The organism is Streptomyces sp. NPDC008137, assembly GCF_042957035.1.
In the GTDB taxonomy this organism is placed as follows: domain Bacteria; phylum Actinomycetota; class Actinomycetes; order Streptomycetales; family Streptomycetaceae; genus Streptomyces.
On the sequence record NZ_JBIBHN010000007.1, the window covers coordinates 256,346 to 270,376 of the forward strand.

The 14,031-nt window shown below is 73.9% G+C and carries 11 protein-coding genes; 5 read left to right on the forward strand and 6 right to left on the reverse strand.

All coding sequences use genetic code 11. From position 1 onward, the window contains the following. Positions 1 to 14: 14 nt before the first annotated feature. The 3 genes from ACFZBT_RS14690 to ACFZBT_RS14700 form a co-directional block, all read right to left on the reverse strand. Positions 15 to 2,012 (reverse strand): AAA family ATPase, encoded by a 1,998-nt coding sequence (locus tag ACFZBT_RS14690; protein WP_391102797.1) that lies wholly within the window; start codon positions 2,010 to 2,012, stop codon positions 15 to 17. Further along, complete coding sequence (locus ACFZBT_RS14695) at positions 2,009 to 2,701, reverse strand: Pvc16 family protein (protein ID WP_391102799.1); 693 nt, start codon at positions 2,699 to 2,701, stop codon at positions 2,009 to 2,011. The genes ACFZBT_RS14690 and ACFZBT_RS14695 overlap by 4 nt, the downstream gene beginning before the upstream one ends. Positions 2,702 to 2,860: 159 nt before the next feature. Continuing rightward, positions 2,861 to 3,529, reverse strand: a complete 669-nt coding sequence (locus tag ACFZBT_RS14700; RefSeq protein WP_391102802.1) for a LuxR C-terminal-related transcriptional regulator — start codon at positions 3,527 to 3,529, stop codon at positions 2,861 to 2,863. 297 nt (positions 3,530 to 3,826) lie between these two features. Here ACFZBT_RS14700 and ACFZBT_RS14705 point away from each other — a divergent pair, with 297 nt between their 5' ends. Both ACFZBT_RS14705 and ACFZBT_RS14710 read left to right on the forward strand, forming a co-directional pair. Continuing rightward, on the forward strand, positions 3,827 to 6,637 hold the full coding sequence (locus ACFZBT_RS14705; protein WP_391102804.1) for an AAA family ATPase: 2,811 nt from the start codon (positions 3,827 to 3,829) through the stop codon (positions 6,635 to 6,637). Between the two features lie 169 nt (positions 6,638 to 6,806). Continuing rightward, entirely contained in the window at positions 6,807 to 8,453 is a 1,647-nt protein-coding gene (locus ACFZBT_RS14710; RefSeq protein ID WP_391102962.1) for a sigma-70 family RNA polymerase sigma factor, read from the forward strand. On the opposite strand, the gene ACFZBT_RS14715 is transcribed toward ACFZBT_RS14710, so the two are convergent. Then, the gene (locus ACFZBT_RS14715; protein ID WP_391102807.1) at positions 8,398 to 9,123 is read right to left on the reverse strand and encodes a glycerophosphodiester phosphodiesterase family protein; all 726 of its coding nucleotides are present in this window, start codon (positions 9,121 to 9,123) and stop codon (positions 8,398 to 8,400) included. The two genes, ACFZBT_RS14710 and ACFZBT_RS14715, sit on opposite strands and share 56 nt — an antisense overlap. After that, the gene (locus ACFZBT_RS14720) at positions 9,120 to 10,238 is read right to left on the reverse strand and encodes an adenosine deaminase (RefSeq protein ID WP_391102965.1); all 1,119 of its coding nucleotides are present in this window, start codon (positions 10,236 to 10,238) and stop codon (positions 9,120 to 9,122) included. Before ACFZBT_RS14720 ends, ACFZBT_RS14715 begins: the two co-directional genes overlap by 4 nt. 181 nt (positions 10,239 to 10,419) lie before the next feature. Between ACFZBT_RS14720 and ACFZBT_RS14725 the strand changes: the two genes are divergently transcribed. Next, positions 10,420 to 11,061 (forward strand): DUF4190 domain-containing protein, encoded by a 642-nt coding sequence (locus ACFZBT_RS14725; protein WP_391102809.1) that lies wholly within the window; start codon positions 10,420 to 10,422, stop codon positions 11,059 to 11,061. 68 nt (positions 11,062 to 11,129) lie between these two features. Then, positions 11,130 to 11,618, forward strand: coding sequence for a DUF4190 domain-containing protein (locus ACFZBT_RS14730; protein ID WP_391102812.1), 489 nt, complete (start codon positions 11,130 to 11,132; stop codon positions 11,616 to 11,618). A 69-nt stretch (positions 11,619 to 11,687) separates the two neighbouring features. Here the strand turns inward: ACFZBT_RS14730 and ACFZBT_RS14735 are convergent, their stop codons facing one another. Continuing rightward, positions 11,688 to 12,257, reverse strand: coding sequence for an NADAR domain-containing protein (locus tag ACFZBT_RS14735; protein WP_391102814.1), 570 nt, complete (start codon positions 12,255 to 12,257; stop codon positions 11,688 to 11,690). A 200-nt stretch (positions 12,258 to 12,457) separates the two neighbouring features. Here ACFZBT_RS14735 and ACFZBT_RS14740 point away from each other — a divergent pair, with 200 nt between their 5' ends. Next, positions 12,458 to 13,993, forward strand: coding sequence for an aminobutyraldehyde dehydrogenase (locus tag ACFZBT_RS14740; RefSeq protein WP_391102817.1), 1,536 nt, complete (start codon positions 12,458 to 12,460; stop codon positions 13,991 to 13,993). Positions 13,994 to 14,031: the final 38 nt, after the last annotated feature.

A 14,031-nucleotide genomic window follows, 5' to 3' on the forward strand; every position in this document is an offset into this window, starting at 1 on the left:
GGCCCGGCCGGCCGCTACCAGGTGCCTTCCCCCGGCACCAAGCGGCCGGCCTTGCGGTACTCACGGCGGGCGCCCTCCAGGAGGTCGTCCGCCGTCACCGTGTCCCCCCGCCCGGCGGCCAGGTACGCGGCGGTCACCACCGCGCTGCGGATGGAGCCGCCCGCCAGTTCGAAGCCGGTCGCCACCGCGTCGAGTTCGATGCCGTCCGCGCCGGGCACGTGCGAGAGGCTGTGCCGCCACAGCGCGACGCGCTGCCCGGCGTCCGGGAACGGGAAGTCGACGATCAGGTCCAGGCGCCGGGTGAACGCCTCGTCGATGTTGGCGCGCAGGTTGGTGGTGAGGAGCGCGATGCCGTCGAAGGACTCCAGCCGCTGGAGCAGATAGGCGCTCTCCAGGTTGGCGTACCGGTCGTGCGCGTCCTTGACCTCGGACCGCTTGCCGAAGACGGCGTCGGCCTCGTCGAAGAGGAGCACCGCGTCCGTGCGGTCGGCCTCGGTGAAGATGCGTTCCAGGTTCTTCTCGGTCTCGCCGACGTACTTGTCGACGACGGACGACAGCTGGACGACGTAGAGATCGAGCCCGAGGTCGGCCGCGACGACCTCCGCCGAGAGAGTCTTGCCGGTGCCGGACTCGCCGGCGAACAGTCCGAGGACGCCCCGGCCCCGGCCGCCGCCCGCGCTGAGCCGCCAGTCGCCGAGGACCCGGTCGCGATGGCGGGCACGCAGGGCGAGCTCCCGCAGCTGGGTCAGGGGCCCGTCGGGCAGGACGAGGTCCCGCCAGTCCACGTCGGGCCGGATCCGGCGGGCGTGCTGCTCCAGGCCGGAGGCGGACTGCTGCCGGGCGGCGAGGCGCAGATGGGCGGGGGAGAGCGGGGCCCCGTCGAACTCGGCGAGGCTCCGGGCCGCGCGAGCGGCACGGGTGATGTGGTCACCGGCCAGGTGGTACGGGGCGACGGTGGCGGCCAGGTCGAAGCCGGGTTCCCCGCCGAGGGCGGCCGACCAGGCGTCCACCGCGCCCGCGCGCCGTGCGGGCGCCTCCAGGACGAGGGGATCCTGGTCGCACCACTGGGGGTCGTACGGCCGGGACCCGGTCACCAGCACGGTGACGTCGACCGCCTCGGCCAACTCCCGGAACAGCGCCTCCGGTTGCTCCGGCAGCCCCGTGACGACGACCGCCCGGTCACTCAGCCGGGCCTCCCGCAGCAGGTCCGGGACGCGGTCCTCGGGGCCCGTGAACCGCACGGCCGCCACGCCCGCCGCGCGCAGGGCGGCGGTGACACAGGGCAGCCCGTCGCCCTCTCGGCGCTCGCGCAGATACACGGTGGGCGGGGGACCGGAGCCCAGCCGGTCGGCCAGCCGCCGGGCGATCCGGGCGGCTTCGTCGTCCGGGCCGGGGAGGTCCGTATCCGGTTCCGGTGCGGGCAGTATCCGCAGCTGCCCGGCGAGTGACACGTCGGGAGTGTCGTCCCCGAGCAGGTGGGACACGACACGGTCCGGTACGCGCAACGCGCGGCTGAGAAAGGGGCGTTCGGGCTCCTCCACGCTGAGCAGGCCGAGCGCGGACAGCGGGGCCGTGGGATGCAGCCGGGCCCGTCCCCCGGGCAGGTGGACGGGAACGCCGCACAGGTCGAGGGCGAGGGCGACGGTGGCCCGCCGGCGGCTGACGTCGTCGTTGAGATAGCCGTACAGCGGCTCGAAGCCGCGGTCCAGGTCAGGGGCGAGGGCGATGAGGAGCAGGGCGGTGTCGAGCTCGGTCAGGCGGAGCCGGGCGGAGAGGCGGGCCAGACGGTCATCGGGTCGCACGCCGGGCCCGGGGCGGTCGAGCGGCAACGGCTCGGCCGGGCGCAGCAGATGCCGTACGGCCTCCTCCGACAGGTACAGGCCGCGCAGCGGGTCGCCGGCCGTGGGGTCGTCGGCGGACCGGTGCTCCACCAGCAGGGCGACCCGGTCCCGCAGCTCGGCGAGGCGGGAGAGGAGTGCGGGGGCGGGGATGCCGGACGTCTGCGTGGTCATGTCGTGCGGTTCAGTCCCCGGTTCCCTCGCGCGGCCTTCCTGGCCTCCCGGGCCTCTTGGGCCGCCGCCACCTGCCGTGCGCTGTGCGCGCGTTCCTCGGTCCGCGGCTGCGTGTCGTCCACGGTGCGGACCCGGACCGCCACGCCCTCGGTGACGGGCGGACCGGCGTCGTACTCGGGGTAGGCCGGGAAGGGAGCGGTGATCACCAGGTCGAGGGACGGCTTGAGTTCGCCGCCGAGCGCGGACCAGATCTCCGCGAGGGAGCGCGACTCGGTCTGGGTGCCGGCCACGGACATCGGGATCGTCATGCCCAACGCGCCCAGGGAGCCCGGAAGTTCGGAGGGCCCGATCAGCTCGCGCGGGATCAGCGTGGCCAGCACCGCGGACAGCAGCCGGTGTTCGTCCTGGGGCTGCTTCGTCCACGCCGTGACCAGGTACGACAGCCGGAACCAGCGGGGCGGCTGCCGGTGCTTGACGACGATGTCCCGTTCGTCGTGGATCGGGAGATGGCCCCGCTGGCGTCGGGCGACGTCCTCCCGGATGTCGTACAGATAGGCGTTGATCGTGGGCGCGTTGCGGCGGGCGGCCCAGTCACGGGTCGGCGCGTCGAGCGCGACGTCGATGCCGGAACCGGCCAGTGCGCCGCCGCTGAGCAGGTTCTTGAGAACCTCGTCCACTTCGTGGATCACCGATGTGCTCCCGTTCCCGCCCTGCCGTGTTCGCCCTGCCGTGCTGTGCGCCGCCGTAGCCGATCCTGCCCTGCGCCCTGCCCCGGCCCGCAGGGACGCCGGGGACGGCGGCGGGGCAGAAAGCGCTGCCCGCGAGGGCGACTTCGGATGCCCGTTCGGTCAGATGTAGCCTTCCCGCAGGGCATGGGCCACGGCATGGGCCCGGTTACGCAGGTGCAGTCGGGTGGTCAGCCCGTGCATCACGTTCTTGACGGTGCGTTCGGAGTAGGACAGCTTGCTGGCGATCTCACCGGTGTCGAGTCCCTCGGACACCAGCCGCAGTACGTCCACCTCACGGGGTGTCATCCCCGAGGCCGGAGCGCCGGTACGGCCGGCGGCGCCGCGATGCAGGGTGCCCACCTGGCTGATCAGCCGGCCGAGCAGATCGGCGGGCAGGTCCCCGTCGCCCCGGGCGGCCGCGAGCACGGCCTGCACCAGCCGGGTCGCGGTGGCCTCGCGGCGCCACACGATGGCACCGACCCCGCACTCGATCACGTCGAGCAGCTCCGTCTCCCGCAGCGCTGACACCACGAGCACCGCCCGCGCGCCCTCGCTGCGCACCAGCCGGCGCAGCCGGGTCAGGGCCGTGTCGTCGAGGATGTCGTCGATGAGCAGGGCCACCGTCCCGGGACCCGACTCGGTCTCCTCCCGAAGCTCGATCTCCGGGAACCGGCGCAGCTGGCTGAGCGCTCCCTCCCGCGATATCGGATCAGTGGCGTGCACCGCCACGGGTATCCGGGACGCGGATTCGGCCGTGCCGGGGCGTGTGGTCCGCGATGAGCTGAGCAACCGTTTCCCCTATGTCCGCGTACGCGCCACCTCGGTGGGGCCGGTGGCGGATGTGCACTCCTCACCCTTCTGGGGCGGACGGTCCGGCCGCAATCGTGGATCACCACGAGACACACCACGAGATCGGCCCCGAGCCGACCACGAGACCGCAGCCGGCCGCAGGACGGCCGTGCGGTGACGGCCCGTCCGGTTCCGCCGGGGCCGGAACTCGCCGCCGTGGCCCTCGTCACGGCACCCGCCCCGGGCGCACGGCGTCCTCGACGGGGGAAGACGCCACGTCCGACCAGGGAGGCAGGAATGCCCGATCCTCAGCCCGAGCGGTCCCGTCCCGCGCAGCCGGCCGAACACCGGGAGGCCGCCGCCCTGCTGTCGGCCGGGATCGCACGCGCCCGGACCGGGACGGGCGGCCTCGTGCTGGTGCGCGGAGCGACCGGCACCGGCCGGACCAGCGTCCTGGAGGCAGCCGCGGAGGCCGCCACCGCACAAGGCGTGCGGGTGATGCGTGCCCGTTGCTCGCCGGGATATGCGGGCGGGCCCTTCGCCGCCGTGCTCCAGCTCCTCGGACCCGTACCGGACCCGGGGCGGTCCGACCCGGCCGGCGGCGAACGCGAGTTGGGCGCCCTGTTCCGGCACGCGCTGCGCTCGTACGCCGCCGAGTCCCCGCTGCTGCTCGCCGTGGACGACGTCCACCTCGCCGACGGCCCCTCCTACCGCTGGCTGGTGGAGGCCGCCCGGCACGTGGACCGATTACCTCTGCCGGTCCTGCTGGCCGTCACCGAACGCGGCCAGTACGACATCGATCCGCCGTCCCCGGGCTTCACCCACACCCTCTCGCCCGCCCTCGTCGACATCCACACCCTGCCCCCGCTCACCCCGGACTCGGCGACCGACCTGGTGCGCGCGGAGCACCCGGACGCCCCCAGGGCATGGGTCGCGAGCTGTGTCCGGGCCGGCGCGGGCAGCCCCCTGCTGCTGAGGGCCCTCCTGGACGACCTCGGCGCCTCCGGCGGGTACACGGCCGACGTCCCGCTCCCGTACCCCGCCCTTCCCGAGACCTCCGCCGCCCTCTACCAGGGCTCCTACGTGGCCGCCGTGCGGTGGTGGCTGGACAGTGCCGGGGACGGCACGGCGGAGGTGGCCCGGGCTCTCGCGGTGCTGGAGGAGGGCTGGGGGCGGGCCGAAGGGGAAGCGGGCGGGGACGAGGCGCCGGCCGGCCTGCTCGCCGAACTCACCGGTGCCGATCCCGCCCGGGTGGCGGGCTGGCTCACCGCGATGACCGGGCTCGGCCCGCTGCGCACCGGCCCGGACGGCCTGCCCCGCTACGCCCATCCGCTGCTGAGGGACGCCGTGCTCACCGGCGTCCCCGCGGCCCGGCGGCACGCGGTGCACCGGACCGCCGCCGAGGCGCTGCTGCGGTCCGGCGCCCCCACCGCGGCCGTGGCACGGCACCTGCTGCGCTCCGACCCCGTGGGCACCTCCTGGGCCCCGGCCGTGCTGCGGGACGCCGCCTCCCTCGCGCTGCGCGACGGCCGCTCCGACGACGCCGTCGCGTTCCTGCGCAGAGCCCTGGAGGAGCCGCTGCCCGACGACCACCGGCAGCGGGTCCTGACCGAGCTGGGCTCCCTGGAGTACGCGGGCCAGGACTCCTCGGCCGGCATCCCCCGGCTCACCGAGGCACTGGGCCTGCACGGCACACCGCAGGACCGGGTGCGTGCCGCCGTGGCCCTCGGCACCGCGCTGGCCGGACGCGGCCGGGCCCGCGCCGCCGTGGAGGTCCTGCGCACCGTGGACGGCCAGCTCACCGGACACCCCGACCTGGGAAACGCCCTGCAGACCGCGTCCGCCCTGCTGTCCGACCAGGACCAGACGGTCCGCAGCGACGTGTACCGCCGGCTGTGCGAGGCCGCCGAGCGCTCACCGGAACTCGTGGTACCCGCGACCCGGGCCCTGCTCGTCCGGTACGCGTCCAGCGCCGCCCTGGCCTCGGCGGGCGACGCGATGCGGCAGGTGCGCGAACTGCTCGCCGAGCCGGCCCATCCGCTGACCGAGCCCTTCCTGCTGGGCACGTCCGCCGCCGTCGCGCAGTGGGCCGACGAACTGGACGAGGCCGACCGCCTGGTGGACCGGGGCCTGGCCGGACAGCGCCCGGACCTGCTGCACCCCATGCACGCGGCGCTGCTCAACACCCGGGCCGACATCGCCGCCGCGCGCGGCGAGTACACCCTACTGCCCGCCGAACCGCCCACCCGCGGCCAGGGCCCGTCCAACGTGCACGCCACCACCCTGATCGCACTCGTGGAGACCGGCCGCACCGCCGAGGCCCGGCGGCTCGCGGACGGCTTCGACCTGCGCGAGGCGCCCGACAACTGGGAGCTGAACCGCTTCCTGTACGCGCGGGGCGTGCAGCGCGCCGACGCGGGCGACACGGCCGGCGCCCTGCACGACTTCCTGGAGTGCGGCCGCCGCCAGACCGCCCGCGACGTGGTCAGCCCCGTCGTCACCCCGTGGCGCTCCGCCGCCGCCGAATGCCGGCTGGCCCTCGGCAGCCCCCAGGAGGCGCTCGCCCTGGCCGAGGAGGAGTTGCGCCTGGCCCGGGTGTGGGGCACACCCCGCACCGTCGGCCGCGCCCTCAGGGTGCTCGGCACGGTCACCGGCGGCCGCCGGGGCCTCGCCCTGGCCGAGGAGGCCGTGGCCCTCCTCACGGACGCGCCGGCCGCCACGGAGGGGGAGCTGGTGGCCGCGCTCCTCGCGCAGGGCCGGCAGCTGACCGCCGCCGGCGAACGCGCCCGCGCCCGGGACTGCCTGCGGAGCGCCGCCGAACGCGCCGAACGCCTGGGCGCGGTCCGGCTGCGGACCCTGGCGGAGGAGGCCCTGCGTGAGGGCGGTGCCCGCCGCGCCGCCACCGCCCGCACCGGCTCCGGCGCCCTCACCGGAAGCGAGCTGCGCATCGCACGGCTGGCGGCCGGAGGCCGGACGAACGCCGAGATCGCCGACCTCCTCCACCTCGCCCGGCGCACCGTGGAGACCCATCTGACCAGCACGTACAAGAAGCTGGGCATACGGCGGAGGGGGGAGCTGGGGCAGGCGCTGAGCGTGGACCGGCCCTAGAAAAGTGTTATCGCCCGGCCCTCCACGCCGTCTCCACCTTGTGATCCCCGGCATACGGGGACCCCGGGACCGGCTGAGAGGGTGCGTGCGGAACATCAGTGATCCGGGCATCGGCGATCCGGGCATCGGCGATCCGGACATCAGCGATCCCAGGCGTCGAGAGGCCACCGTGGACAGTCAGCACTGGCGCGCCACCGTCACGGCGGCGCAGGACGGCGACCGGCGGGCGCTGGACGAGCTGGTCGCGGGCTGGCTGCCGCTGGTCTACAACATCGTGGGCCGGGCCCTGAACGGCCACGCCGACGTCGACGACGTCGTCCAGGAGACCATGCTGCGCGCGGTCGGCAACCTCGGCTCCCTGCGCGACCCGGACAGCTTCCGGTCCTGGCTGGTGGCGATCGCCATGCGGCAGATACGGGACCGCGCACGCCGCGGGACCCCGGACCGGCTGGAGGAGACGGAGTCCTCCGACTTCGCCGAACTGACTGTGCTGCGGCTCCAGTTGGAGGGACAGCGGCGCGAGGTCGCCGAGGCGGCGCGCTGGCTGGACGACGACGACCGTCACCTGCTGTCGCTGTGGTGGCTGGAGGTCGCGGGCGAACTGACCCGGCGCGAACTGGCCGCCGCCGTCGGCATCACCCGGCAGCACGCCGCCGTGCGCGTCCAGCGGATGAAGGAGCGCCTGGAGACCTCGCGCGGCATCGTCCGCGCCCTGGACGGCGCCTGCGCCGACCTGCGCGAGCTGACCGGCCGCTGGAACGGCCGGCCCGACTCGGTGTGGCGCAAACGGCTGGCCCGGCACATCCGCGGCTGCGGCTACTGCGGCGACACTGCTGAGTCCCTCGTACCGGCGGAACGCCTCCTGGTCGGCATCGCGCTCGTCCCGCTGCCCGTCGGGTTCACCCTGTCGCTCGCCTTCGGCGGCAAGACGGCGGTGGCGGTCGGCTCGGCCGGCTCGGTCGGCTGGTCGGCCAAGCTGCTCGGCGCCCTCACCAAGCCGGCCGTCGCGATGACCGCCGGCGCGACCATCGTCGCGGGCGGCGCCTACGTCGTCACCCAGCCGCCGGACGCCCCGCCGCCCCGGGCCGTGGTCACCCCGTCGGCGACGGCCACCACCTCCGGCTCCGAGCCCCCGCCGCCCTCCGCCCCGCCCGCCCCGAAGCCCTTCCCGACGAAGAAGGCCGACCTCTACGGCACGGTCGTCGACGCCGTCGACCGCGCCCCCGACCCGAACGCCCGGCCCGCCGCCCTGCCGCGCCGCCCCGAGTCCGGCATCACCAGCACCGGGGGCCTCAAGGCCGTCATGCAGCACCGGGGCGACAGCGTGACGCTGAGCGGCCGGGGCTATGTCCTGGTCCGCTGGCAGATCTCGCCCAAGTCCCGGCCCGGCGCGCTGGTCATGCCCTCCTGGACCGGCCTGAAGGGCAGGCTCTTCCACGTGGCGTCCGGCGGCTGGCGCCGGATGGACGACCCGCTGCCCGGCGCCCCCGACGGCTACGCCACCGGCATGGGCGGGCCCGCCATCGGCTACGCCGAACTGCCCTCGGGCACCCAGCAGATGTGGCAGAACGAGTACTTCTACGTCGACGGCACCGTCACCCTCACCCAGAACGAACGGGGCTGCGACTACGGCCTGACCGTCTTCCCCTCGAACCGGCAGGCCGTGGAGGAGGACATCAACGCCGGCCCCGACCGGGGCGCCATCCGCTACGGCCTCGTCCGCGACACCGGCACGGACAGCGCGCCGGTGCCGCAGTACGTCACCCGCTCGACCCCGGCCGATCCGGCGACGGTGCCGCAGCGCTCGCGCGTGTAGCGCACAGCACGTCGACGCGGTTGGTCGTGATCGAGTCCACCCCGGCGTCCAGCAGCCGTCGCATGGAGCGGCGGGTGTCGGGCGTCCACACGGACAGCAGATACCCGTCGCGGCGCACCCGCTCGGCGAGCGGCCGGTCCACCAGGGAGAACCGGTAGTTGAGCCAGCGCGGGCGGATCGCCTCCAGCAGCACCGGCCGGGGCGGGGCCAGGGACGTCCAGGTGAGGGCGATCTCCGCGTCCGGGTCCGCCGCGCGCACGGCGAGCATGGCGTCGGCGCCCGCGCAGTAGTACGCGCGGTCCGCCGCCCCGGCCTCCCCTACGGCGTCCATGACCCGGCGCACCGCCCGCACCCCGGGCGAGCCGGGCAGGTCGATCATCACCCGGTGCCCGTCGGTCGCGGCCAGCGCCTCCGTCAGGGACGGCACCCCGCCGCCGGTCAGCCCGCGCACCTCCTCGAAGGACAGCGCGCGCACCGGCCGCTCCTGCTCCCACAGCCGCTTCAGCGTGTCGTCGTGCAGCAGCACCGGCACGCCGTCCCGGGTGAGGCGTACGTCGATCTCCACCGCGTCCGCGCCCCGTCGCAGCGCGGAGCGCAGCGAGGCGACGGTGTTCTCACGGTGCCGGTAGGGGTCGCCGCGGTGGCCGACGGCGAGGGGAACAGGGGTCACCGGTCGAGCCACCCCGCGGTGTACGTGTCGATCTCGCCCTTGATCCGGGCCTTGCCCGCCGCGTCCAGGAAGGACACGTCGACGGCGTTCTTCGCCAGTTCGGCGAGGCCCCGCTCGCCGAGGCCGAGCAGCCGGGCGGCCACCGCGTACTCGTTGTCGAGGTCGGTGCCGAACATCGGCGGGTCGTCGGAGTTGATCATGACGACGACCCCGGCCTCGACGAACTCCTTGATCGGGTGCTCGTCGAGGGTGCGGACCGCGCGCGTGGCGATGTTGGAGGTCGGGCACACCTCCAGCGCGATCCGGTGCTCGGCGAGGTGCGCGAGGAGCTTCGGGTCCCGCGCGGAGCTGGTGCCGTGGCCTATGCGCTCGGCCCGCAGATGCGTGAGGGCGTCCCAGACCGTCTCCGGTCCCGTGGTCTCGCCCGCGTGCGGTACGGAGTGCAGCCCGGCCGCGATCGCACGGTCGAAGTACGGCTTGAACTGCGGACGCGGCACGCCGACTTCGGGCCCGCCCAGGCCGAAGGAGACCAGGCCCTCCGGGCGCAGCCGGTCGTCGGTGGCGAGCCGGGTCGTCTCCTCGGCGGCCTCCAGACCCGCCTCGCCGGGGATGTCGAAGCACCAGCGCAGCACCGTCCCGAACTCGGCCTCGGCGGCCTTGCGGGCGTCCTCGATCGCGTCCATGAAGGCACGCTCGTCGATGCCGCGCCGGGTGGAGGAGAACGGCGTGATGGTCAGCTCGGCGTACCGCACCTGCTGCCGGGCCAGGTCACGGGCCACCTCGTAGGTGAGCAGCCGGACGTCCTCCGGGGTGCGGATCAGATCGACGACCGACAGGTACACCTCGATGAAGTGGGCGAAGTCGGTGAAGGTGAAGTAGTCGACCAGGGCGGCGGGGTCGGCCGGCACCTTGGAGTCGGGGTGCCGGGCGGCCAGCTCGGACACGATCCGGGGGGAGGCGGAACCCACGTGGTGCACATGCAGTTCGGCCTTGGGCAGTTCCGCGATGAACGCCGTGAGGTCGCGCGGGGCATGGGGGGCGACGAGATGCTGGGTCAAGGGTTCCTCCCCGGAACGGCGCCCCTGCCGGCACGAGGCGGGCGGGGCGCGGGTGATCGGCTGATCGGTGACTCGGATGCATCGTATGCGGTGGTGCGGCGCCGTTTTCCGGGGGCGCGGGGCTGTATCGATATGCGGCTCCGCCGCGTGGGCGCGATCAACCCCGCGCACCCGCACGATGGCACGCACCGCACCGCCCCGTAGCATGACGGCACGAACGATCCCGGGGGGATACAAGATGACGGACGCGACGCAACCCGACGGCGGCAGCCACGACCCGTGGGCGCCTCCGGAGCACAAGACCTCACTCGACAAGAACCAGACGCCACCGCCACCGTCCGTGCACGACCAGGCCACGGTCACCTCGATGCCGGGCTTCACCCCGCCGACCGGCACGCCCCAGTACGACACCTCCGGCACCGGCGCCGTACCTCCACCGCCCGCCGCTCCCACCGCCCCCGGCGGCTACGGCTACCCCGGCTACCCCCAGACGGGCTCCGGCTACCCGCAAAGCGGCGGCTACGGCTGGCCCGGTATGCCCCCGGCCCCCCAGAACGGCATGGGCATAGCGGCGATGGTGCTCGGCATCGTCTCCTGCACTCTCTTCTGCCTGTACGGCGTGGTCTCCCTGGTCACCGGCATCCTCGCCGTCGTCTTCGGCATCAAGGGCCGCAAGCGCGCCGAGGCCGGAGTCGCCACCAACCACGGCCAGGCCCAGGCGGGCCTGATCATGGGCATCATCGGGATCATCCTCGGCATCACCGTGATCGTGCTGATCGCTGTCGGCATCACGGCCGCGATCAACAGCGACACCTCGTCCGACGACGACCCGTACTACGGCGCCCGGGGCCCCGTGGCCACCGCCCCGTCCCACCACTGAAACACCCGTCCTCCTCGGCGGAGTTGGCCACTACGATGCCTTGGTCTGACAACGAGGGGAGATCGTCCATGTCCAACACCAACCCCACACCCGGTGGGTTCGGTCCGCCGTCCCAGCCGCCGCAGCAGCCGGCCCCCGGATACGGCTATCCGCAGCAGTCCGCCCCCGGCTACGGCTACCCCCAGGGCAGCCCCGGCTACCCGGCCGCGCAGTCCCCCGGCTACCCGGCCGCGCCGCCCGCCGCCTACCCGCAGGCGCCCGGCTACGGAATGCCCGCGCAACCGAGCAACGGCATGGGAACCACGGGACTGGTGCTGGGCATCATCGGCGTGGTGTGCAGCGTGACCTTCATCATGTGGTTCTTCGGCGTGATCCTGGGCATCCTCGCGATCATCTTCGGCGCCATCGGCCGCGGCAGGGCCACCCGCGGCGAGGCCACCAACAAGGGCGCGGCGACCGCCGGCCTGGTCTGCGGCATCATCGCGACCGTGATCCTGCCGCTGCTGGGGTTCCTGCTCTTCGCCAGCATCATGGGCGGGCTCGGCGCGGCGAGCTGAAACCGACGCTCACCGGGGGCCGGTCCGCAGGGACCGGCCCCTCACTCATGCCCTGCCCATGACCTGCGCTCAGACCCCGCGCAGCCGCTCCCGCGCCGCCATCAGCGCGAACCCCAGCAGGTTCGGCCCCCGCCACCGCTCCGGGTCCGACGCCGCCTCGTCGTCCGCTGCCAGCCCGATGCCCCACACCCGGTCCACGGGGCTGGCCTCGACCAGCACTCTCTCGCCGGTGCTCAGCAGGAACTCCCGCAGCCTCGGATACGCGGCGAACTTGTGGACGCTGCCCGCCACGACGATCCGGAACCGCTCCCGCTCCCACATCGCCTCGTCGAAGCCGCGCACCAGCCGCCCGGCCTTCTTCGCCTCGGCGGGATGGGCGGCGGCCAGCACGGCCCGCTCGGCCGCCGCGTCCTCGAACAGCCGGGCCTTGCCGGCCATCATCCAGTGCTCGGCCGTCGCGTACTCCACGCCGGCCACCGTGAACGGCGCCGGCCACCACTGGCTCAGACAGCTCGGTCCGACACGGCCGTCCGGCCGTGGCCGGTGCCCCCAGAAGTGCAGATACCTGATCCTCGCCCCGTCCCGGGACGCCCTGATCAGGGCCTCCCGGGAATCGATCGCCCCCGTGATCTTCTCCATGCACGCGAGTCTGGCACGCACCACTGACACACCGTCCTGCCTTTTCGCGGCGAACTCGACACCTGGTCGACAGATTCCGTCGCGTAACCAAAAATCAACAACGGAATCCCTTGTTGGAGTGTCATTGCTCTGCCAGGATCGGCACTCAAATCGAGCCTGAGCCACGCCGGCCCCCGCCAGGGGACACGGAGGAGAGCCACATGCACAACCCGGGCAACGCCACCCCGGACCGATTTCCGGCCGCGGAGCGCTTCGCGGAGGGCGCGCAGTTCATCGCGGGCCGCCTGACCAGGGGCACCTCCGGCCGTACCCACGCGGTCGTCGACCCGGCGTCGGGCGAGGAGGCCCTCCGCTACGAACTGGCCGGCACGGCCGACGTCGACCGGGCCGTCGCCGCCGCCCGCGAGGCCTTCCCCGGCTGGGCGGGGGCCACCCCCGGCGAGCGTTCCGACGCCCTGCACCGGTTCGCCGCGGTCCTGGCCGACCGGGCCGAGGACTTCGCCCGCGCCGAGTCGCTGCAGTGCGGCAAGCCGCTGAAGCTGTCCCGCGAGTTCGACGTCCCGGGGTCCATCGACAACACCGCCTTCTTCGCCGGCGCCGCACGGCATCTCCAAGGACAGTCGGCCGGTGAGTACTCCGGCGACCACACGTCGTACGTCCGGCGTGAGCCCATCGGTGTGGTCGGGTCGATCGCGCCCTGGAACTATCCCCTCCAGATGGCCGCCTGGAAGGTCCTCCCGGCGATCGCGGCGGGCAACACCATCGTCCTGAAGCCCGCCGAGCTCACCCCGCTGACCTCGCTGCTCTTCGCCCAGGCGGCGACGGACGCCGGGATTCCGGACGGTGTCGTCAACATCGTCACCGGCACCGGCAAGGAGGTCGGCGAGCATCTCGTCGGGCACCCGGACGTGGCCATGACCTCCTTCACCGGCTCCACCGCCGTCGGCAAGCGCGTCGCGGAGATCGCCACCGCCACCGTCAAGCGCCTCCATCTGGAGCTGGGCGGCAAGGCGCCCTTCGTGGTCTTCGACGACGCGGACCCGGAGGCCGCCGCCCACGGCGCGGTCGCGGGCGCGCTCATCAACACCGGGCAGGACTGCACGGCCGCCACGCGCGCGTACGTGCAGCGGCCGCTGTACGAGGCCTTCGTGCAGCGGACCGCCGCGCTCATGGAGAGCGTCCGGCTCGGCGATCCCTTCGCCCCCGGCACCGACCTCGGACCGCTGATCTCGCACGTCCAGCGGGACCGGGTCGCCGGATTCGTCGACCGGGCGCGTGCCTACGCGCGCGTGGTGACCGGCGGAGAGGCACCGGAGGGCGAACTGGCCAAGGGCGCCTACTACCGGCCCACCCTCATCGCCGACGCCGCCCAGGACAGCGAGGTCGTCCAGGCGGAGATCTTCGGGCCGGTCCTGGTGGTGCTGCCCTTCGACACCGACGACGAGGGCATCGCGCTCGCCAACGACACGCCGTACGGGCTGGCGGCCTCCGCCTGGAGCCGGGACGTGTACCGGGCCAACCGGGCCACGCGCGAGATCAAGGCGGGCTGCGTCTGGGTCAACGACCACATCCCGATCATCAGCGAGATGCCGCACGGCGGTCACAAGGCCTCCGGCTACGGCAAGGACATGTCCGTGTACTCGTTCGAGGAGTACACCCAGATCAAGCACGTCATGTTCGACAACACCGCGGTGGCCGCGAAGGACTGGCACCGCACCGTCTTCGGGGACCGATAGCAGGAAGTCAGGCCGCCCGACCCGCGGCCGCCCACCCT

What these genes read in the sequence shown, in the direction of transcription:
- ACFZBT_RS14690 (WP_391102797.1), bottom strand. Translation starts at nt 2,012, where the DNA reads ATGACCACGCAGACGTCCGGCATCCCCGCCCCCGCACTCCTCTCCCGC.
- ACFZBT_RS14705 (WP_391102804.1), top strand. Translation starts at nt 3,827, where the DNA reads ATGCCCGATCCTCAGCCCGAGCGGTCCCGTCCCGCGCAGCCGGCCGAA.
- ACFZBT_RS14725 (WP_391102809.1), top strand. Translation starts at nt 10,420, where the DNA reads ATGACGGACGCGACGCAACCCGACGGCGGCAGCCACGACCCGTGGGCG.
- ACFZBT_RS14730 (WP_391102812.1), top strand. Translation starts at nt 11,130, where the DNA reads ATGTCCAACACCAACCCCACACCCGGTGGGTTCGGTCCGCCGTCCCAG.
- ACFZBT_RS14735 (WP_391102814.1), bottom strand. Translation starts at nt 12,257, where the DNA reads ATGGAGAAGATCACGGGGGCGATCGATTCCCGGGAGGCCCTGATCAGG.
- ACFZBT_RS14740 (WP_391102817.1), top strand. Translation starts at nt 12,458, where the DNA reads ATGCACAACCCGGGCAACGCCACCCCGGACCGATTTCCGGCCGCGGAG.